Origin of the sequence: Legionella rubrilucens, assembly GCF_001468125.1 — a bacterium.
Taxonomy (GTDB): Bacteria; Pseudomonadota; Gammaproteobacteria; order Legionellales; family Legionellaceae; genus Legionella_C; species Legionella_C rubrilucens.
This window is the reverse complement of record NZ_LNYT01000006.1, coordinates 257396-278137: the sequence shown is the minus strand read 5'-3', so window position 1 is coordinate 278137 and position 20742 is coordinate 257396. Positions and strand designations below refer to the sequence as shown.

Below are 20742 nucleotides of genomic sequence, written 5' to 3'. Positions count from 1 at the left end.
TTTAAGTTTTTTAATGCTGTGCAGTTGCAGTAGGCCGCCGGACTTAACCACCCCGTGCCCGGATTACGGTCGTTTCTGTCCACAAACTCCGATTAATTAAAGGAAACCCTCATGAAAAAAATAGCCATGATAATGACCTTGTTTGCCGGCATTACCTTACTTACCGCCTGCCACGATAACCCGCTTAAGCAACTGCCTAAGCATCAGCAAATCGAGTCCCTGCTCACCGCCTCGCGAGCGGCTGAAAAAGCCCTACAGGTGTTTAGCGCACCCGGTGGTGGTTTTTACTTAAGCTGCATGGGCAGTAACGACCAACATGCCTTATCCTGCGATGCCTTCTTTGCCGAGATGCTGAAAGCCGCACGACTTATACCCGATTTAAAAGGATTAACCCTGGCGCAACTGACCGATCCCAGCCTTTTTGCTGACATTGCCATCGACTACCAAGCCGTGTTTTTTAACAGCGTGGAAGGGTAGCGCATGGACACGCCAACTTATTCCACCGTCATTTTAAAACTGACCAGCCACATTGATGGACTGACGAAGGATTTTGTCTTTAAAGGCTATCAAGCGCTGGCTCAAGCACTGGCTAAACCCATTGGCAGCCTTTGCATCCTGATGATTATCTTGATGGGCTTTGGTATTTTGCGCGGCCTCATCAAAAACCCCATGGAAGAATTCCAGAAAAACTTAATCCGTATCGGCTTGGTTTATATGCTGGCAATGAATTGGGGTGTTTTTTCTGCCTACGTAGTCGCGCTTTTCATCAACAGCGCCGGTGAAATTGGCGCGCTCATTATGAACTTAGCACCCACAAAATTGCCGGCGATAAGCGGCGGCGGCACTGGCATCAATCACGGTCTGCAATCGGTGTTCATTGAAGTAGTTCGCGTAGGCGCCTGGACTTGGGATAAGGCCTCGTTTAAACACTGGGGGCCGATTTTTACTGCTACCCTCATTTACCTCTCAGGCTTTGCGGTGGTGGGCTTTGCCTTGTTTGAAATCGTCATTGCCAAATTGATGCTGTCCATTTGCCTGTGTACTGCACCGTTGTTTATCCCCTTTACCCTGTTTGATAAAACGCGCGGCTTTTTTGACCGTTGGTTAGGCACGCTCGCTGGTTTTTCTTTCGTGTTGATTTTTGTCTCCACCGTGGTGGGCTTTGCTCTGCATTTAATCCATTGGGCGATAGGCGGGCATTATAACACCCACGCGGTGAACGTCACCGCGGTGGATTGGATTCCCTTAGCGATGGTCGCAGGCTTTTGCGTCATGGCCATTCTTGAAGTCACCTCCATTGCCAAAAGCATCGGCAGTGCCTGCTCTACGGCCAATGGCTCGGCCATGGTTGGCGGCTTCATCGGTGGCTTTTTAGGCTCTGGCCGCTTCACTCATCAGTTAAGCCAGAAAGCAAGGCTTTTAGGTCAAGCCTTAACCCCTGACAGCGCCCGTACCAATGTGCAGACGCTTAGAGGCACACCCCACAACCCGCCTAACCCCTTCAAAGGAGCAGTGAAATGAGTCAGAACCATTATCCCTCTTATTTTAAAGAAGCGAAACGCTGGGCGGATGATAATTTTGCCCGCATCACCGTGTCACGCCAACGTTACCAGGCCGCTTTTTTAGCGAGCATGGGTTTAAATCTCCTCTCGATTGCAGCGGTGATGGTCTTAGCCAATTGCCAGACCTTAATCCCGTTGATGGTGCACCATTATGACAACGGTTTAACCACAGTTGAACCCTTAACACAAAGCCATGCGCCGACTAATCGCGCCCAGGTGGAAAGTGATTTGGTGCGCTACATCACCAATCGTGAAAGCTTTGATGTCAGCACCTATCGCAGTCAGTTTGATTTAGTCAGTGTGTTATCCAATACGGCCGTTAATAATGAGTACTTAAAAGAGCAGGCCAAATCCAATAAAGACGCCCCGATTAATCGCTTAAAGGTCAATGTCTCACGCAACGTAAAAGTCGCTAACATTCATTTCTTAGACAACCTGTTAAGCAATGGCAACGACCTTCACCAAGACCACAACAATGTCGCGGAAGTAGCTTTTACCGTCACCGACACCGACAAGCAAAGTGGGCATGCCGAGGTGAGTCATTACAACGCGCTCATTGCCTGGCAGTACTTAAAGCCCTCCAACAATCCCGAGGTGCGCTGGAAAAACTGGGATGGCTTTCAGGTGATTCGCTACAGCAAACAAATTCAGGTGACGGAGAAGCAGGCATGAAACGTTTTTTACTCTTTTTATTGTTAGGGATGAGTGCTGCCTTACACGCGCAACAAATTCCCACCGGTTACCGTGAAGATGCGCGCGTAAAGCACGTGCCCTTCAGTGAGCATAACGTGGTGAAAATTGAGGCCGCTACCTTTACCACCACCCACATTGTTTTTAGTGACAAGGAAGTGATTTTAGACATCGAAGGCGGTGATACGGCCGGCTGGATGGTGACCCATCATCGCCGCTTAAGCCACATGCTGTTTTTAAAGCCAACGGTATTAAACAGTAACACCAACCTCACCGTGGTGACCAATAAACACACTTATTATTTTCAGGCGGTAAGCCAGCCAAAATTGGATGTGTCCGCGCAGCAAAAAACCTATGCGGTGGTGTTTACTTATCCTGAGGAAGAAAAAGCCAAGCGCGTCGCTCTTTTAAAGGCAGCGGCTAAAGCCAAAGCGGTGAAAAACCCGCCAAAAAAAACCTACAACACCCATTACCGCTTCAGCGGTAACCCGCAAATTGTCCCGCTGCACGTCTATGACGATGGTCGTTTTACCTATTTTGAACTGCGCGCCAATCAAGCGGTGCCGGCGATTTTTGCGGTTGATGGGAAAGACGGCAAAGAGGCCATGGTTAACACCCGCCGTCAAGGTAACGTGCTGGTGGTGCATCGCTTAGCCCCGCAATTTACCTTGCGTCACGGCGGCTTAGTCGCCTCAGTATTTAATACGCTTGAAATTGCCAAAATCAAACAAGGTCGGAGATAAGCATGAGTGAGAATCAAGACAACCCGGTAGGAAATGTGTCGCAAGTGACTCCTAAAAAAAGCAATCGCCGGTATTTAACTCGCAACAACCTCTATCTGCTGGCCGGCATGCTCTTCATCGTGCTGGTGATGTGGTTGACCCCGGGTGCGGAAAAGGAACTGCAAACCGCCGAAGAAAGCCCCAGCAACGGCAAGGAGTTAACCCTGTCACAAAACTTAGCCTTGCTTGAGCGCATGAAAGCCTCCTTGCAGCAAAAGACCAATGCGCAAGAACAAGAAGCTGTGAGGCCACCGATGCTTCGCAGCAAAACGGCGTTAAGCAAAGACTTAGTAGCGCGCATGAATGCACCGACTACCTTTTTTAATGAGGAAGAAGGCAGCGGAACCAGTTCCCCTGGGGTCAACAATCCTGCGCAAGGGGGTCTATTAACCGGTAACAGTAACAACGTGCAGTTTGTGAATCAACAAAACGACATCACCACCGCCACGGCGAAACAACTGCCCCACCCACGCTTAACCGTACCGGCGGGTGAAATGATTCCGGCGACCCTAGAAACCGCCATTCATTCCGAATTACCGGGCATGGTGCGCGCCATTACCAGCCGCGATATCTATTCACTGGAAGGCGAAAATCGCTTAATTCCCCGCGGCTCGACCTTAGTCGGGCAATTTAACGCCAGCGTGGCGGACGGTCAAAGCCGCATTTTAGTGGTCTGGAATCGCGTGCAGTTAGCCAATGGCGTCATTGTCACTCTAAACAGTCCGGGCACCGACAGCATCGGACGTGCCGGTCAGGAAGCCGATTACATCAATCGCCATTTCTTTGAACGCTTCGGCACCAGTGCGCTACTGTCCGTTTTAGGTGCCTACACGGCTACCAGCGGCGTCAATGGCCAAGACCAATACAACTCGCAATCGCAATACCGCATGGCCATTGCCGGCAGCCTGCAACAAGCCTCCGGACAAACGCTGCAAAACGACATGATGATTCGCCCCACTTTACAGATTAATCAGGGTGCGCAGATTCAAGTGTTTGTCGCCCATGACTTGGACTTTTACCGGGTCGGAGCCAGTCATGACGTATAACGAAGCTCGGCACTTTGCACCAGGCTCTGAGGGTTTACTGGCTCCCTTAAAACCCTGGCTTGATAATCCGGCGGTGTCGGAGATTCTCATTAATCAGCCGGGTGAGGTGTTTATCGAAGCACTCGGGGAGATGACCTGCCATCCACTGCCGGTACTCTCACAGCGTCATTTAAAGCATTTGTTTACGCTGCTCGCCAATGAAAACCAGCAGGTTTTAAATGATGCCTCGCCCATGCTCTCAGGCAATTTACCCGATGGCTCACGCGTGCAATTAGTCATTCCTCCGGCAGCGAAGCATTACACCTTATCGGTTCGCCGCCAATCGATTGTCGCACGCACGTTAACTGACTATGCCGCGAGCGACTTTTATCAGCAAGCGCAACCCTTTTACTTGGATTGCGACCGAGCGAGTTTACAGAGTGCGGACGATAAGGCCTTGCTGTCTTTGTATCACCAAAAGCGCTGGGATGAGTTTATTGCTCAAGCTGTACTTCAAAAGAAAAACATCGTCATCGCCGGTGAAACCTCCTCCGGTAAAACCACGTTTTTAAATGCCTGCTGCAACCACATCCCTTTGCATGAGCGCATCATTACCTTGGAAGACACTTACGAGGTGGTTACGCCGCATCGCAATCAAGTCAGCCTGTTAGCGCCCAAAAGGCGCGAAGGGGAAAAAGCCTTAACCATGCAGGAGTTGGTGCAGTGCTCGCTGCGCCTTCGCCCCGACCGCCTCATCATGGGTGAAATTCGTGGTCGCGAAATCTTGGATTTTTTAAGCGCCTGCGCCACGGGGCATGCGGGGTCGATTACCAGCATTCATGCCAGTAACCCGCGTGTCGCTTTCATGCGCATGACCCAGCTTTACAAGCTCAATAACGTACCGTCCATGCGTGATGACGACATTCTGCGCGAACTGCATGAAATCATCGACATCATCGTGCAGGTGCAGCGCACCCCGCAGGGACGCATGGCAACCTGGGTTTATTTTAAAGACGCAGACACTTATCTGGGAGAAGACCATTGAAATGGGTTAGTGCATTAAGCGTTTTTGTCTTGGTTTTAGAACTCATTAATCTCGTGGCCTTGCGCTTAACCGGCTTGCCGCAATGGCCAACGCCGTTAAGCGGCATTGCGCTCTGGCAGCATGGGTTTGGCATGGAATTACTCTTAGCCTTCCTGTTAGTTGGCGTGCCGCTGGTTATTATCGTCGGCTTTCGCCAGACTGGCTTTTGCCGTTACTTGAGTTTTTTAGCTGGCGGGGTGTGGGTCGCCGTTGTGGCCATGGTGGTGGCGGGTCTCGCGTTGTTTGCATGGTTTGAGGACTTAAGCCTTAACAGTTACGACACGCTTTGGTTGATGCTGCTAAGCGATGACACGGCGTTGATGCACTTTAAGTATTGCATAGCCACTTCGATGGGCTTGTTCTCATTGGTATTTGGCATGGTGCTTTTTGAGCGCTTCCGCCCAGCCAGTAAAGCACTCGGCAATGCCCATTTTGCCAATGGTTTCGAGATTAAAAAAGCCGGTTTTTTTAAACGGGAGGACGAGAGCATTGTCATCGGCAAAAAATGGGATGCACCGCTGTATGCCAACGGCTTTGAACACGTGCTGGTGTTTGCGCCGTCTGGTAGTGGGAAGACACGAAGCATTGCTATTCCTAACTTGTTGCATTACCCCTATTCGGTGGTGTGCAATGACGTGAAACTCACTCTTTATGAAACCACCGCCGGCTTTCGCCAAACCGCATTGGGTCATGCCTGTTATTGCTTTGCACCGGCGCACCCCGAAGGCCGTACCCATCGCTTTAATCCTCTGTCGGCCATTTCTCAGGATAAAATGGAGCGCATGACCGATATTCAGCGCATTGGCCACATCTTAATGCCAGATAACAGCAAAGACCCCATCTGGACACAGGCCAGCCGCAAACTATTTAAAACGCTGGTGCTCTATCTTTTGGATGCCAACGAGCGACCGGTGACCTTAGGCGAAATCAACCGCTTAGTAAAACAGCAGAATTTTGATGCCTGGCTGCAGGAACAACTCGATACCACCGACTACTTTGACCCGGAGTTTTATCGCAACGGTTATTCCTACATCAACAACCATGACAAAACCCGCAGTTCCATTTTAGAGACTTTTTCCGGTTACTTTGAGTTGTTTGACGACCAGCGCATCGATGCCGCCACTAATGCCAGCGATTTTGATTTTCGTGATTTACGGAGTAAAAAAATGACCATCTATGTCGGCTTTAGCGATGACGATATGGAGCGACTGGCGCCTTTATTGACTCTGTTTTGGCAACAATTGATTTCAGCGATGATTCGTGAAATTCCTAATCCCAAAGAAGAACCGTATCCCTTGCTCTGCCTGATTGATGAGTTTTCATCCTTGGGCCGCATTGAACGACTTCGCCGCTCCTTAAAGCTCCTTCGCGAATACCGCGTACGCTGCGTGCTGATGTTTCAGTACATCGCCCAGACCTTTGAAAAATACAGCCATGTCGAGGCACGCGCCTTCACCAACATAAAAACCAAAATCGCTTTTGCCACCGAAGACATTCAGGACGCGGAATTCATCAGCAAAATGTTGGGAACCCGCACCAAGCGGGTGATGTCACGCTCGGTATCTGACCAGCATCATGGCATCAGTGACAGCAAAACAGTGAGCTATCAGGCCATTCCCTTAATGCGCCCGGATGAACTGATGAAAATGCCAGCGCACGTGAACCTCATCCTGCGTTCGGGTTCTTCACCCGTTAAGGCGCGGCAGGCGGTTTGGTATGAAAACCCGGACATGAAAGATTTGGTATTACCCGCACCACCGGTACCGAAGCAAACCATTAAAGCCTCGCCCTTTATCCGGGCAGAAATCATTGAATCATTAGACTAAAAGGAAGTACCCATGAAAAAATTAATCACCCTGATAACCTTAGCCTTTTCATCCGTCACCTTTGCCAACGACAGTGACAACATCTGGTACAACATTCAGGTGCTGTACAACTTAACCAGCGAACTGCGCCAAATCACTCAAAGCCTGCGCAATGACCTCAATGGCCTGATGGCCAAAGTCGAAGCCCTGCCAAAACCCGTCCACTACACTGCCGGTGATGGCATTGAAATCAACGGCAGCGTCATTCAGGCCAAGGTATCACGCCACACCATTGGCGAAGAATACAGAGGTGGTATTGTTTTTTATGTGGATGAATCCGGCCAGCACGGCCTCATCGCCAGCAAACGCAATGCGCTGGACAAAGGCATTTCATGGCGTAACGGTGATTCCGGCAACAAAATTACCAATGCCCAGGGCGATGGCATCGGCGCCGGTGAAACCAACACCCGTTTGATCATCGCCCAGCAGACTGCGGATAACCAACAAGGAAACTTTGCGGCACTTGTAGCAGCGAATTTCAAGGTGTTAGGCGATGGAGTAACGCCGTGTAAAACACCCGTAGCCCCTGACGCGGTTTGTTATGGTGACTGGTATCTGCCTTCGGCCTACGAGCTGCAACTGCTCTATCAGAACCTGCAAAGCAATAATCTATCGAGTTTTGCACCAGAGCTTTACTGGAGTTCGACAGAGGCCGGAGTTTCTAAAGCTTGGTTGGTGAGTTTTGCGGATGGGGCTATTGTCTTCGATAAGAAAGCCAGCACCTTAGGAAAGGTAAGGCCTATATGTGAATTTTAACTTGGAGAAAGGCATTTCATGGCGCAATGGCGATTCCGACAACAAAATTACCAATGCGCAGGGTGACGGCATCGGCGCCGGTGAAACCAACACCCGTTTGATCATCGCCCAGCAGACCGCAGATAACCAACAAGGAAATTTTGCGGCCTTGGTGGCAGCGAATTTTAAAGTGTTGGGCGATGGGGTAACGCCGTGTAAAACACCGGTGGCGCCTGACACGCTTTGTTACGGCGACTGGTATCTGCCCTCGGCCTACGAACTGCAACTGCTCTATCAGAACCTGCAAAGCAATAACCTATCGAGCTTTGCACCGGAGTTTTACTGGAGTTCGACCGAGGCCGGGGTTTCTAAGGCTTGGTTGGTGAATTTTGCGAGTGGGAAGGTTCGGGCTAATAGAGAAATCGAGTACGTTGGGAAAAATAAGAGCAATACATGTATTTTAAATTTATATTATTTCAAAATAATTTTGTCCCAGTCAGGCACATCACCTTCTTTAATTATTTTTTTTAAAGCATTGATGAGGATATCTTGAGTTGCGTCAATGCTACTATTAACTTTTTCCCAATCCTTGTCTTCTACTTTCCCTTTATGCACGGCCTTGGAACGATAGCTATAGAATTTTTTAATAATCTCAGCCAATTTTTGTCTCTTCCCAATATCTTCTTCCATATATTTTGCTATTGTGGTTCTTAACCGAAACCCTAGCTCACCTGTATTATCGCTCTTAAGAAAAAGACTCTCCATAGCTATGGCCAACTCAATTAATTGATCAATAGGCTCTATTCTAACTAAACTTCTGTTTAATCGATTTAATGGAATATGAAGCTCATTTTTGGAGTTAAATTTCAAAAATAATTCTGCTAATTCAACTAATTCATTTTCATCATCTGTAGTTAAATCATAATTAGTACTATTGATTATATCTGGATTTGTTTCTGCTCTACTAATTGAATACCCAGAATAAGGTATGTTTTCATTTGGCTCCCACCACCAACTGATTACAGAAGGAGCACAGGGTCCAATTAAGGCAAACATACTGCATAAACTATGAAGGTTATTATATGGAAGATGAAATTCTTTATTGATATTGTGCCGGCCTGTAAAACAGGGGCTGGAAATGCCAAAACATTCGAGCGCCGCAGTTTCTTCTAATACTTTTTTGTTGATGTTTACGATGGCCTGTGTTAAGGACTCAAAGATTTTATTATATTCAGAAATTGTATTTCTATAAAGAGATTTTAATTCAGTAATGGGTACCAAGCGAATGGATTTATTTATATTTAGACTATTTTTTAAATTGATTCCTTTTAAGGTAACAATATAACGACCAGGTATATTTTCAGAAACTAAAAATTCTTCTAATTCTGAAAGTACATTTTCAGGACTTATATTTCGACTTCTATTAAGGAACCATTCTGCTAACAGAGGAATATCAACTTTTGAGATTAGATCACCAAATCGAATCATTTCCTCTCTAAAATTAGAAAAAGCTGATTCCTCATTAATAAATTTAATTAAGTTTTCCTTATCATTGTTTTTAAGAAGTGAAATAAACTTTGATTTATCCATTTAGCCTTCCATATATTCAATCGCTTTCTGTTTAATATTCTATACAAGCATAAATCAGTCAAATTTGTCACACATATTATATTGCTCAACAATAGAATCATAATATTGTGATAGCCATATATATTTATTTTTAACTCCTTCGTCCTCATGATTCACTGATTGCGAAATCATGTCTTTAACACGTTTAAGATCAGGAGCCTTAGAGGGTATCAAGGGTTGTAAAAAATCATAGAAAAATACGTTATCGTCATCCATTCTAAACGTTTTTTTATAGATTTTCTGATCTCCATCCACTATTCTAGAGCCTGTTATGGATGCTGATAAATTTAATCTCTCAATTAAGTCAGGATCGAGTATAATTCTAGGGCGCTTATAATTTTCATGAAGTAAATATGCTCTATTCAGTGCAGGTCCAAAAACAATATCAGAATTATGAACTACCTTTCCAAAAGAAATGGCGCCTTTAAATAGTAGATTCTGACCTAACAGTAGATTTACAAGCATCCAGATTGATTGATTTAGGAATGATTCCAACTCTATTAATGAAAAATCATTATCAGGTTTGGCTGACATAAAAATGCTATCTGAAAACTGCGATACTTGAATATTGCTTATTTTTAACTGGTTACTTATTTCATGATATTTATGATATTCTTTAATGCTATATAAGCAGCGAGATAATTCTCCAACTAAACTCGGATTTTCCTCAGACTCCTTTATCTTGGATTTCCATCCTAATATATCAACAAATACCACAAATCTATCTTCATACTTCTCTACTTTAGAGCGAACAGAATTTAAATCTTCCATAATTATTCTCTATCAATGTTAATTAACTTGGCATCTAAATTTTGGTTTAAATTTTTATGTAAAGAAGGTAATTGTATTCTTACCTGATCAAGAAAGACTTTATCACTTAAAATTTCAATAGTCTTTTGTTTTAAAAGCTTATCTCCTTTATCTTGTACCCTGTGGGTCTTTTGCTGGGTAAGCCTAAGTTTTTCATACTCAGCCAAGTGAGGATATTGCTGCTTAAGCTCATTCAACACCATCTTCTCTTTCTCAATCTGCCTAACCTGAATAGTTTTATAAAGCTGCTGCGGCTTAACCCCCAACTCCTTCGCCACCTGCGAAATATGAACGCCATCCACTTTCCAGCTAATTTTCTCCAACTGCGGCATATCCTGCTCTTTCAATGATTTTTTCTGAGCAATGGCAACAATGGTTTGATAACGCTCATAGCGCAGGCTGGCTTTCTCAATTGAAGCGGCCGCTTCTTTCAAATGAGGGTTATCTGCCAATTGCTGGTGATGGTTTGTCCATAGTCGATGGGCTTTTTCATCCCTTGCCAGGGATTGGGCGTAAAGGCTTTGAAATTGCGGATGCTGGCTGATGTTGATGTTTTGCTGCTTGGCTTCCTTGGTGATTTGTAATCTGATTTTTAAATACTCTGATTGCTCATCCATGTAATCCGCCGCTTGCTTGGCAATTAAGCGCCTTTCTTGCTTCGACAGTGCTCTTTCTTTGTCGTGCTGCTGTTTTAAGTATTCTTCGTAATTAGCGAGATAATTGAATTTTTCTTTAATCTTATGACCAACGCCTGCGATATGATTAAGCGCCTTGCCCACCATGCTGTCGGGGTTAAATCCGGCGCGCAGGGCGAAATCCAGTGGCCAGTCGATGACGTTGTCTTTCGCCACTGAGCGCGACAGGGTTTTGGTGAGTGTACCTAAGTCGGCATGCTGGTGGCGGTTGGCATACACCGCCACTGAATCATGATGCCTTGTTAAGGCAACAAAGCTTAAGTTTCTATCCCAGTATTGACTGTCGATAAGCACCTTGACCTTATCCACGGTCATACCCTGTGCTTTATGAACAGTAAGCGCATAACCGTATTCGATATGCCGGTAAGTCTTAGGAATTACCACTTGTTCGCCACTGTCTAATTGGGCTGTCAAACTGTCCTTATCAATAGCAAGGATAGTAGCTAAGTCGCCATTACGAATGCCAATGGCTTTGTCGTTTTGGCGTAGCAGTATTCGTTCACCTTGTGCCAGCGCAATGATTTTCTCACCACCTTCGCTTGAATAGTCAAAATCCTCATGACCAATCATACCCTTGTTTCTTAAACGCTCCCTTGCCTGCTCGTTGAGGGAATAAACAGCGGCTCGTGAGAAAGCCAGCATCATGTTGTTTTGGCAATCGCTTAGCTGATGAATTCCAGATACCCACGAGTGAACCATGGCTTCCTGCGATTCCGACACAACCTCGGCGAAATGAATCGCGCCTTTGTTGGCGTAATGGTCAATGGCTTTTTTCACTTCCCCTTTGGCTAAATCCATACTGGCCTTACGGTCGCCTTCATCGCGTTGACGTCTGATTTGGTCTAATTCGATATAACCGGTATGCGCGGCGATGCCTCTGAAAATCTCACCCTTGTTAATCGGCTTTAACTGGTCAGGGTCGCCGACTAAAATGACTTTGGCTTTCGCCTTGCTAGCGGCTTCAATTAAATAAGCAAGGCTTGAAAAATCCACCATGCCGGCCTCGTCAATAATCAGCACGTCATTACGCCTTAATGTCATTTGCTTGTTGCTCAGTCGATAGGCCAATGAGGCGATGGTCGAGGATTGAATGCCGGTTTCGGATTGCAGGGCTTTGGCTACTTTTCCTGAGAGTGACGCGCCTAGCACCCGGCAACGGTTGGCTTCAAAATATTCCTTGATGGGTTTTAATAAATAGCTTTTACCGACACCGGGGCGGCCAATGAGTACGCTGATGTCTTTACCCTGAGTGATGTAATGAAACGCTTCTCTTTGTTCGTCATTGAGCGGGTAATTTTTAAGGATAACATCCCTTGATAACGAATAAACATGCCCCTGTCTTAAGCGCATTTTCTCAACATGACTTAAGAGCCGGCTCTCGGCGATGTATTGATGGCGGGTGGTGTACGATTCAACCCCGCTGTCATTCACGCCAAGATTGATAACATCTTTATGAGCAAGTAATTGCGCGACTTGATTTAAATAAGCGGTGCTGGTGGTATCCGATTGAATGCTTTTAAACAGCAGCTTTTCAATGTCCTTGCGGGTAAACACGCTGTGGCTTAATGATAATTGGTTTAAGAGGTTATCCAAATCATGCAGGGCTAATTCTTCCCGTGCTTCCCGAATGAGTTGGTTTTCTTCACGAAGGTAATGATTCGCTTCATCACGATTTCGTCCTTCGTGCTTTTCGCTGATGAGGTGGTTTAAATCCACAGCCAGGTCAATTTTCTTTTCCTGGAAATAGTCCGTTTGAAAAGAACGCCATTGCTCATTCCAGTAATCGCCTTCGACAATAATCCCTTTGGCAAAAGTAGGATTTAAATCTCGTGCCTTGTGTTTGGCAAAATGCTCGCCTTGCAATCGGCGCAAGGTCACCAGAATATGGGCGTGGGGATTGCCATCCTTGTCATCATGAATCGCGATATCGCAAGGCAGGCCGTTATCGACAAAATGGGTTTGCGCAAAGCGGCGGGCTAATTCGATGTGTTCAACAATGCTTAATTCTTTGGGTAGGGCAAGAACAACATCTTTGCACAATTGCGAATTCTTACGTGTCTCGGCACGCTCGACTTCATTCCATAGCAATTCACGTTGTTGAAATTTGTCCGATGCCCCTTCGGGTAGCATGATTTCAGAAAAAACGACTTCGCTACGATTGGAAAAATCATAGTTAGTTCCTGTTCGTTCATCTAATAGCTTGCTTGCCGTGCGGTAAGCACTGGCGGCTACTGCGCTGTGTCCTTTCGAGCGAGTGTGTATTGATACACGAGCGAAAGCGATAGCCATACAGCTATCTTAGCAACACAAACAAAGTTTGTATATTGCGCCCTTCGCTTTTCGCTTTCGGGATGGAATGAGGCGCTTCGCTTGTTTGTTGCACGGATATTGATTTCGGAGATCGGTGCCATTATGCTGTTTAGCGACATCAATACTTTTGCGGAGAGACCATGTCAAAGATGACACGATCGCAAATGGAAGATGCTCTCATGGATAAAATTGAACAAGCCAAGAAAAAGCTTGAGCAATTGCAGCATAAAAATAAGCTCGAAATCGGCACCCTCGCCTACAAACACGAGCTCCATCATCATGACTTAAAGCAACTGGATTTGGTTTTCGCCAAAATTGCCAAGGAGCTTAAGCATGACCACTAAAACCAACATTCAAAAACAGCAGCAGCTGATTGTCCGCTGTGAAAAGTCACTCGCCCTTGAGAAATTGAAAAAGCGCCGGGCGGATACTCGGCGTAAGATTGAACTTGGCGGCTTGGTGATTAAGTCGGGGATGGACGGCTTTAATAAGGCGGTGATTCTTGGAGGTTTAGATTATGTTGCCTATCTATTAAGAGAAGAACCAACATATTTTGCTTTATTTAATGGTAGGGGACTAAATTTATTAAATAAAAGTTAAATGATGATGTATTAATATTTTTTATGAGGAAGTGATATCCTATATATATATATTAGACTTGGAAATGATATGAGTTCTCTTGAGTGGATAACAATCAAAGGCTTTAAATCTATTGTATCTCTTGAAAAATTTAAGGTAAATCAGCTGAATATCTTAATAGGTGCCAATGGAGTAGGAAAAAGTAATTTTCTATCTTTCTTTGAATTGTTAGATAAAATAGTAACTCAGAATTTACAAGTATGGGTTAAAAAGTTAGGCGGCTCAGAACGTTTATTAAGTTACGGAATCAAAAACACTAACGAAATCGAAATCCAATTCCATTTTGGTAAAAATAAATATCATGCTGCTCTTGAACCAACCATAGACGGTGGTCTTGTTTTTTCAAAAGAGATTTTATATTTCGATGGCCCTAAGTACGGTGTAACAGAACCCGATCTTGGTAACGGCCATCTTGAATCAAGATTGAATGATGAAAAAGATACTAGAGCAATAGCTTCATATATAGTAAGAGCTATATCAAAATGGAAAATTTATCATTTTGATGATACCACTGATACTGCAGGCGTTAAGAGAAGTTGCTCTATCCATGATAATGCATATTTAAGGCCTGATGCCTCAAATCTTCCTGCTTTTTTGTATCGATTATCCAGTGAGCATCCCGAAAGTTATTATGAGATAAGGAAAACTGTTCAACTTGCTATACCATTTTTTGATGATTTCATATTTAAACCTGATGTATTGCCCAATGAAGAAAAAAAAATCAGACTTCTTTGGAAACAAAAAAATAATGATTATCCATTTTGGCCAAGCCAACTCTCAGATGGCTCACTACGATTTATATGCCTAGCCACAGCATTACTACAACCCAACCCGCCTAGTCTAATTATTATTGATGAGCCCGAACTAGGATTACATCCTTATGCTATTTCTCTCCTAGGAGCAATGTTGCGCTCAGCTTCTAACAAATCCCAAATTATTGTTTCTACTCAATCTGTAACTTTAATAAATGAATTTAACATTGAAGATTTAATTGTAGTTGAACGAGACAATGGGAACTCCCGTTTTCAACGTTATAGCTCAGATAAATTCAAAGAATGGTTAGATAATTATTCTTTGGGTGAGTTATGGGAGAAAAATATTTTAAAAGGATGTAATGAATGATACGCCTACATATTATTTGTGAAGGACAAACTGAACTTCAATTTGTACAAACAATTTTAAGTCCTGGTATTTCTTCAACAAGCCTATATATCTATCCAGCAAAAATAGGTGTTCCAGGACATAAAGGTGGAAATGTAAATTTTCAAAGATTATTAACGGACTTATCTATTCGTCTTAAGGGTGATGGGGAGTGTTTTTGTACGACAATGCTTGATTATTACGCCTTGCCAAATGATTTTCCCGGTATAAATGAATCAATGAAAATTCATTCCATTAAAGAAAAGGCCGGAGTGATTAGGAGTGCATTAGTTAAAGAAATTATAAAAAAATTAAACAGTAATATTGCGCAACGTTTTATTCCATATATTCAATTTCATGAATTTGAGGGCTTACTCTTTAGCCAGCCAGAAAAAATAGCAGAAATTTTTAATGTTCCAGCTACAGACCAAAGAATTCGTACACAGCTAAATGAAATACGTCAAGATTTCGAATCGCCGGAGCATATAAACAATAGCCCCCACTCTGCTCCCAGTAAAAGACTCGAAGCTCTATTTCCTCAATATCAAAAAACTCTTCACTCAATCCGAGCTGCATCTGAAATTGGTCTTGCAACTATTCGGGAAAATTGTGAATTATTTAATAATTGGGTTATTGAACTCGAAAACTTAGAGCAGAGTATACTCAAGTAACTTAGGAAAAATTATACAATTTTAAACAAACCGTAAAAAAGCCCCCAAGCCGCCGATAAATCCCCGGACTATTCGACTCTCTAGGCCCATCAATATTTAATACCCGGATATCATTCTCACTTATCCAGGCTTTTATTATTTGCACAGCCCCATGCTGACTATCCAAACTAGCAATTAAACGAGGCTTCTTTTGAATATCCGCATCCTCAATGGTTAATTTCGTACCATCATTTATTTTTTCAGGCAAAGGCCAGCTTGGGATTCCATCATAGTCACGGATATTCAATTTCGTTCTTTCATCAGGATCGTTGGGCGTTGCTTCTTTTAGTGCAGGGAATTGTTTTAAGACGTTCACGCCATTCTCATCAATTCCCCCTTTATGACACCAACCGCCAATTTCAATGCCCATTTCGGTAGCGACTAATAACGCGGCTTGAGCAGCGCCCGTTTGCCTACCTGATACAATTTTTTTAATCATGCTGATTTCCCTGCAGTTGTTTTGCTTTCAGGAATAAATCATTACATTCCCCCTCCATAACCCCACCCACCAACTCCACCTCATAAAAACTGGGAGTATTAGATAAAATCTCCTTTGCACCGATTTGAATCTGCCTACCAAATAAATCATGCAAAAAAGAAATTGAAGATCCATAAACTATTTTTGGGATCATTGCCCAATATGCAGCTGCCGCACACATGGGGCAAGGTTCAGCCGTGCTATAAAGTCTTAATTTACTCCGATCGCCATCAAATCCATTACTAAATAAGCGATGAATAACCGATAACTCACCGTGCATTAGGATGATTATTCGCTGAGTTAAACGATTTGAGAAGAATTTCACGATCATCATAAACAATGAGCGCACCATAAGGCGCGCTGGGGTTAAATTTGGCAACCTCGATAGTCTCTTTAATGAAATCATACATAGAAGAATCAGAGGTCGTTATTAGTGATGTTAATATCGTTTTCATGAAATGAGTCGCATTGCTAAAGGGCAGATCAACCTGCCCCGTTGCTATATGCTTAATCTGTGAGACAAAGTTTTAAACAAATCCCGAAATAGTTCACAAGCCCCTTGATGAATCCCCGGACTATTCGATTCTCTGGGTCCACCAATGTTTAACACGCGAATATCATTGTCATTTATCCAGGCTTTTATATTCTGCACAGCCTCATCTTTATTATCCAGACTAATAATTAGATGGTGTTTCTTTTGACGCTCTGCATCCTCAATGGTTAACTTTGTGCCATCCTTTACCCTTTCAGGCAAAGGCCAGCTTGGCACAATAATTAAGGTTCCGTCCGAATCACGGATATTTAATTTCGTCCGCTCATCGGGATCACTGGTTGTTGCTTCTTTTAAGGCAGGGAATTGCTTTAAGACATTAACGTTGTTCTCATCCAGGCCGCCTTTCGGACACCAGCCACCGATGTCGATACCCATTTCAGTAGCAATTAATAAGGCAGCTTGATCAACGCCAGTTTGTCCACCTGAGACTATTTTCTCAATCATGCAATGATCTCCTGATTTTCTTTTGAATACTTAAAAGGGGTAAATTTCTTGGGAAAGTCATAAACATCCATTCCCGTTTTATTTTTAATGCAGTTAACTAAAAGGTTCGCTGGGCCGGCAAACACAATGCTATAAATCGCTTTTATTGAAAAACTTATCGCCACCACTTTTAAGATACTGCTTAAAGGAATAGAGGCCAGTTCCATCATTAAAATGGCGAAAAAAGAGTAAAGGAGTTCTGAGAAAGTAGACGATCCCAAACTCCTTAACCAAAAATGCCGACCTTTAAGGAGTACTTTCCATCGGGTTAAAATATAAGAATTGGCTAAATTGGCGACAATATAGGCAATAAAACCACTGATGGTGATCCGCAGTAACGATAAGCCCAATACATAATTATAAAAGCCTTGTTCTTTAAAAAAGACAGGATGAGGTGAAATTAGAACAAGTTGGCATACTAAAACAAAAAATAATTGTGCCAGAAATCCAGAAACGATTAACCATTGTGTAATTTTATAGCCATACACCTCTGCAATGATATCGTCCAAAATGAATACTAGCGGGGAAGTAAAGGATCCTCCCAAGACGAATAAGGCATCAGTACCTATATAGCGATTGGTTAAAACAGCATTGCAAAGCATGATGCTCATATAAAGCATGCTCAGTAGGAGGAGCACTTTATAGGCTATAGGATTGTCTATAAATGTTTGTTTTCCACTTTTAGTGCTCATTAAAACTCTCTCGTTTGACTAGTCGCAGATGGCTAATTTTCGCAGGAGGCATTGGATTTAATGGAGACGTGCTCATTTTTAAACCGGCAAGAAGACCAATATAAAAGGCCTGTGCTGCATCAAATTCCTTAATTAACTCCTTAGATAAAGCCACTTCTTGAGGATCCATAATGCTCTGCTTTTGTGTTGGCCAATGTTCAATACCAATCAGGCCATCCCTCGTTTGAAAAAGAAGGTTATAGCTGCCGTATCGGGATACAGAATAAGCACCAAAGGTATTTTCCTGTTTAAGTTGGCGTATTTCAGTGGAATTGGATTTAACTATTTTTGAGTATTCGATACCGATATAGCAGCTTTGTACGGGGTGTAAGCCATGGAGAATATCTAAATCAAAAACGATATCGTTTATCGTCAGATCAATAACAGCCTTTGAATTGATGTATTGGACTTTGTAATACCCTTGGTCGTGGTAAGGATAGAAATCAACAATTTTGTAGAGGATAAACGATTTTCGCGCACGTTTATTTTTTCGTTTAGGGTACAGAAGATTTGAAAACGTTTCAGTTAACGGCTGCAACAACATGGTACATCATCCTTGGGGGCGTATTTTCCTATTAAAAAACAGTGTTAAGAACACTACAGCGACTATCTCATGTGCATTTTTATCAAATTTCAGAATGGGCGCGCCCTGATTAATGGGATGTAGTTCCCATTCGGGGGGATCAATATATAATCCTCGTAACGTTAATTCGTTATTTTCCCGTAAATTAACCAGTACTAAATCACCATCAGACGGGGTTAACTCCGGATCAAAAACAAAAACCGTTCCGGGCGAATAGCGCGGATACATAGAGGGGCGGCTTTCAAGAGCAAAGGCTTGAGCACTTAAACTCTGATTTTTTTCAATCGTGATAGGCAGCCACTCTTTCCACTTCTTTAGATCAACAGCGCCAGCATTTTTCGCAGTATCCCAATCAAAGACAGGAACAAAAGTAGGCCGAGAATGATTAAGATGGTGAGGATTGGTTTTAGAGTTGGGCGCAAGCAATGTATCAACAGTAACACCGAAGTAATCAGCAAGCGTTTTTAATGTATAGACTCTCGGGTCTGTGGTTTCACCGGATAGTAACCGTCTAATAGTCATTACAGGAATATTCAACTCCTGAGCGACTTTCGTTTCCGTTGTATTGCGAATGACTATAAGTTCACTAAGGTTTTGAGCAATTGCGCAACGCTGCTCATGGTCAAGGTCTAGTTCCTCAATCTCCATAAAACACCTTAGTTTCTTCCAAAAACAAAATTGTACAGTAAGAGCAGATTTAAACAAACATTAATTTATTTACGGAACACAATACAACAATAATGTTTGACTTTAATAACAACATTGTTATTATTTAAATCATTGTTGTTATAGCAAATGACGACGATTAGCCTCAATAATTAGAAAGGAGTTCTCAGTGAACAGGAATTCACGGTTGAAGGTATATCAGGGTATGATTCAATTTTTACTTGAATCCACCAATTATACTTTTGAGACAATCGCAGACTTTACAAGCTATTCCGTTAAAGAAATCCGCTCCATCTACTTAAACCAAAAATTGCCAGAAAAATTATTATCTGAGAAGCAACTGATTAAGCTTTACCTAATTATTCTCGATATCCACACCTCCAAAACCAACGTTCAAAAATTGTTTGAATAGGGAAATGACATGAAAACACTCGATCTTGAAAAAGCAGCCGAGTTTCTGGGAGCGCATAAAGAAACCATCAGACGTTTAGTAGCAACTGGCCGATTACCGGGTGTAAAAATTGGCAGAAAATGGATTTTTATTGAACAAGACCTTGCGATGTATATTCGAAACAAGTACTTTTACGTTGACGCATCGCAGGGTGACCATAGGAGTAATACAAAATGGCACTCTACAAAAGAGAGGGAGTTTGGTGGGTTGATATCCATCACAAAGGAAAAAGAATACGAAAAACTACTGGGACTGAAATAAAAGAAGATGCACAACGGTTTCATGATCAGTTCAAGCATGAACTGTGGGCTCAGGCAACAATCAAATCAATACCTAAAAAATCATGGATGGATGCTGTAGTTCGTTGGTTAGAAGAATCTACACATAAGCGCAGTTTGGTAACCGATAAAATTCATCTAGCTTGGCTGGATCAATTTTTTCGGACAAAAAAGTTGTGCGAGATCGATCGTGATTTGATTGATTGGATTGCAAAAAAGAAAGAAGCTGAAAACGTTTCTCCGACTACTGTTAATCGAGTACTGGAGCTTGTTCGAGCTATTTTAAATCGTGCCCATAAGGAATGGGGCTGGCTCGAAGTAGTACCATCAATCCGAATGAGGAAAGTTGAAAATAAAAGGATTCGTTGGCTAACAAAACAAGAAGTGAATGGTTTACTGAAGGAATTACCTTCCCACTTGAAAGCAATGGCTTCTTTTACCTTAGCCACCGGCTTAAGAGAATCCAATGTTACGCAATTGAAATGGTGCCAGGTTAACTTGATTCAAAAGCATGCCCTTATCCATGCTGATGAATCCAAATCAAAAAGACCCATTCCAGTACCGCTTAACAAACAGGCCCTTACTATTTTAAAGTCAGAGTTAGGTAAGCATCCCGTTTTTGTGTTTACTTATCAGGGTCATCCAGTAACACGATGTAATAATCATGCCTGGCAAAAGGCATTGAAACGAGCAGGAATCGATAATTTCCGCTGGCATGATTTAAGACATACATGGGCCAGTTGGCATGTTCAAAATGGTACTCCATTACATGAACTGCAACAACTGGGTGGTTGGTCAAATTATGAAATGGTGCTGCGGTACGCTCACCTTTCGAGTGATCAT

At 43.3% G+C, this 20742-nt stretch carries 25 protein-coding genes; 16 read left to right on the top strand and 9 right to left on the bottom strand.

Annotated elements, in window-relative coordinates; translation table 11 throughout:
- The first annotated feature begins 111 nt into the window (after positions 1-111).
- The 9 genes from Lrub_RS03535 to Lrub_RS14500 are packed head-to-tail and all read left to right on the top strand — an operon-like array spanning position 112 to position 8296.
- Complete coding sequence (locus tag Lrub_RS03535; protein ID WP_058530814.1) at positions 112-477, top strand: hypothetical protein; 366 nt, start codon at positions 112-114, stop codon at positions 475-477.
- A gap of 3 nt (positions 478-480) precedes the next feature.
- A complete protein-coding gene (locus Lrub_RS03530) occupies positions 481-1521 on the top strand; it encodes a TrbL/VirB6 family protein (protein ID WP_058530813.1) in 1041 nt (346 codons plus the stop codon).
- Complete coding sequence (locus tag Lrub_RS03525; RefSeq protein WP_058530812.1) at positions 1518-2234, top strand: VirB8 family type IV secretion system protein; 717 nt, start codon at positions 1518-1520, stop codon at positions 2232-2234. Before Lrub_RS03530 ends, Lrub_RS03525 begins: the two co-directional genes overlap by 4 nt.
- Entirely contained in the window at positions 2231-2995 is a 765-nt protein-coding gene (virB9, locus tag Lrub_RS03520; protein ID WP_058530811.1) for a P-type conjugative transfer protein VirB9, read from the top strand. The genes Lrub_RS03525 and virB9 overlap by 4 nt, the downstream gene beginning before the upstream one ends.
- 2 nt (positions 2996-2997) lie before the next feature.
- Complete coding sequence (locus Lrub_RS03515) at positions 2998-4080, top strand: TraB/TrbI/VirB10 family type IV secretion system protein (protein ID WP_058530810.1); 1083 nt, start codon at positions 2998-3000, stop codon at positions 4078-4080.
- Positions 4070-5104 (top strand): P-type DNA transfer ATPase VirB11, encoded by a 1035-nt coding sequence (gene virB11 / locus Lrub_RS03510; protein ID WP_058530809.1) that lies wholly within the window; start codon positions 4070-4072, stop codon positions 5102-5104. The genes Lrub_RS03515 and virB11 overlap by 11 nt, the downstream gene beginning before the upstream one ends.
- The gene (locus tag Lrub_RS03505) at positions 5101-6969 is read left to right on the top strand and encodes a type IV secretory system conjugative DNA transfer family protein (RefSeq protein ID WP_058530808.1); all 1869 of its coding nucleotides are present in this window, start codon (positions 5101-5103) and stop codon (positions 6967-6969) included. The genes virB11 and Lrub_RS03505 overlap by 4 nt, the downstream gene beginning before the upstream one ends.
- A 12-nt stretch (positions 6970-6981) precedes the next feature.
- Entirely contained in the window at positions 6982-7764 is a 783-nt protein-coding gene (locus tag Lrub_RS03500; RefSeq protein ID WP_058530807.1) for an Lcl C-terminal domain-containing protein, read from the top strand.
- A complete protein-coding gene (locus Lrub_RS14500) occupies positions 7754-8296 on the top strand; it encodes an Lcl C-terminal domain-containing protein (protein WP_237760742.1) in 543 nt (180 codons plus the stop codon). The genes Lrub_RS03500 and Lrub_RS14500 overlap by 11 nt, the downstream gene beginning before the upstream one ends.
- On the opposite strand, the gene Lrub_RS03495 is transcribed toward Lrub_RS14500, so the two are convergent.
- Genes Lrub_RS03495 through traA form a run of 3 tightly spaced genes read right to left on the bottom strand, consistent with a single transcriptional unit; the run spans position 8215 to position 13166 of the window.
- Positions 8215-9333 carry a HEPN domain-containing protein gene (locus tag Lrub_RS03495; RefSeq protein ID WP_058530806.1) on the bottom strand — a complete coding sequence of 373 codons (1119 nt, stop codon included), beginning with the start codon at positions 9331-9333 and terminating at the stop codon, positions 8215-8217. The genes Lrub_RS14500 and Lrub_RS03495 overlap by 82 nt on opposite strands.
- A gap of 54 nt (positions 9334-9387) precedes the next feature.
- Entirely contained in the window at positions 9388-10143 is a 756-nt protein-coding gene (locus Lrub_RS03490; RefSeq protein ID WP_058530805.1) for a hypothetical protein, read from the bottom strand.
- A gap of 2 nt (positions 10144-10145) precedes the next feature.
- On the bottom strand, positions 10146-13166 hold the full coding sequence (gene traA / locus Lrub_RS03485; RefSeq protein ID WP_058530804.1) for a Ti-type conjugative transfer relaxase TraA: 3021 nt from the start codon (positions 13164-13166) through the stop codon (positions 10146-10148).
- Between the two features lie 161 nt (positions 13167-13327).
- Here traA and Lrub_RS03480 point away from each other — a divergent pair, with 161 nt between their 5' ends.
- The 4 genes from Lrub_RS03480 (at position 13328) to Lrub_RS03465 (ending at position 15637) form a co-directional block, all read left to right on the top strand.
- Positions 13328-13531 carry a hypothetical protein gene (locus Lrub_RS03480; protein WP_058530803.1) on the top strand — a complete coding sequence of 68 codons (204 nt, stop codon included), beginning with the start codon at positions 13328-13330 and terminating at the stop codon, positions 13529-13531.
- Entirely contained in the window at positions 13521-13787 is a 267-nt protein-coding gene (locus Lrub_RS03475) for a conjugal transfer protein TraD (protein ID WP_058530802.1), read from the top strand. The genes Lrub_RS03480 and Lrub_RS03475 overlap by 11 nt, the downstream gene beginning before the upstream one ends.
- Positions 13788-13856: 69 nt before the next feature.
- A complete protein-coding gene (locus tag Lrub_RS03470) occupies positions 13857-14948 on the top strand; it encodes an AAA family ATPase (protein WP_058530801.1) in 1092 nt (363 codons plus the stop codon).
- Positions 14945-15637 (top strand): DUF4276 family protein, encoded by a 693-nt coding sequence (locus tag Lrub_RS03465; protein ID WP_058530800.1) that lies wholly within the window; start codon positions 14945-14947, stop codon positions 15635-15637. Before Lrub_RS03470 ends, Lrub_RS03465 begins: the two co-directional genes overlap by 4 nt.
- A gap of 1 nt (position 15638) precedes the next feature.
- On the opposite strand, the gene Lrub_RS03460 is transcribed toward Lrub_RS03465, so the two are convergent.
- The 6 genes from Lrub_RS03460 to Lrub_RS03435 all read right to left on the bottom strand — a co-directional run bounded on the left by Lrub_RS03460 (position 15639) and on the right by Lrub_RS03435 (position 19152).
- Positions 15639-16115, bottom strand: coding sequence for a YpsA SLOG family protein (locus Lrub_RS03460; protein WP_058530799.1), 477 nt, complete (start codon positions 16113-16115; stop codon positions 15639-15641).
- Positions 16108-16560 (bottom strand): deaminase, encoded by a 453-nt coding sequence (locus tag Lrub_RS03455; RefSeq protein WP_237760741.1) that lies wholly within the window; start codon positions 16558-16560, stop codon positions 16108-16110. Before Lrub_RS03455 ends, Lrub_RS03460 begins: the two co-directional genes overlap by 8 nt.
- Before the next feature lie 93 nt (positions 16561-16653).
- On the bottom strand, positions 16654-17151 hold the full coding sequence (locus Lrub_RS03450; protein ID WP_058530798.1) for a putative molybdenum carrier protein: 498 nt from the start codon (positions 17149-17151) through the stop codon (positions 16654-16656).
- Positions 17148-17882 (bottom strand): queuosine precursor transporter, encoded by a 735-nt coding sequence (locus Lrub_RS03445; protein WP_082651429.1) that lies wholly within the window; start codon positions 17880-17882, stop codon positions 17148-17150. The genes Lrub_RS03450 and Lrub_RS03445 overlap by 4 nt, the downstream gene beginning before the upstream one ends.
- On the bottom strand, positions 17872-18465 hold the full coding sequence (locus Lrub_RS03440; protein WP_058530796.1) for a hypothetical protein: 594 nt from the start codon (positions 18463-18465) through the stop codon (positions 17872-17874). The genes Lrub_RS03445 and Lrub_RS03440 overlap by 11 nt, the downstream gene beginning before the upstream one ends.
- Before the next feature lie 6 nt (positions 18466-18471).
- Entirely contained in the window at positions 18472-19152 is a 681-nt protein-coding gene (locus Lrub_RS03435) for a LexA family transcriptional regulator (RefSeq protein ID WP_058530795.1), read from the bottom strand.
- A gap of 187 nt (positions 19153-19339) precedes the next feature.
- Between Lrub_RS03435 and Lrub_RS03430 the strand changes: the two genes are divergently transcribed.
- The 3 genes from Lrub_RS03430 to Lrub_RS03420 all read left to right on the top strand — a co-directional run.
- Entirely contained in the window at positions 19340-19582 is a 243-nt protein-coding gene (locus Lrub_RS03430; RefSeq protein ID WP_065235706.1) for a hypothetical protein, read from the top strand.
- Between the two features lie 9 nt (positions 19583-19591).
- Positions 19592-19882, top strand: coding sequence for a helix-turn-helix domain-containing protein (locus Lrub_RS03425; RefSeq protein WP_058530793.1), 291 nt, complete (start codon positions 19592-19594; stop codon positions 19880-19882).
- On the top strand, positions 19795-20742 hold a 948-nt coding region (locus Lrub_RS03420; protein WP_156413026.1), incomplete at its 3' end, for a tyrosine-type recombinase/integrase. The genes Lrub_RS03425 and Lrub_RS03420, both read left to right, overlap by 88 nt.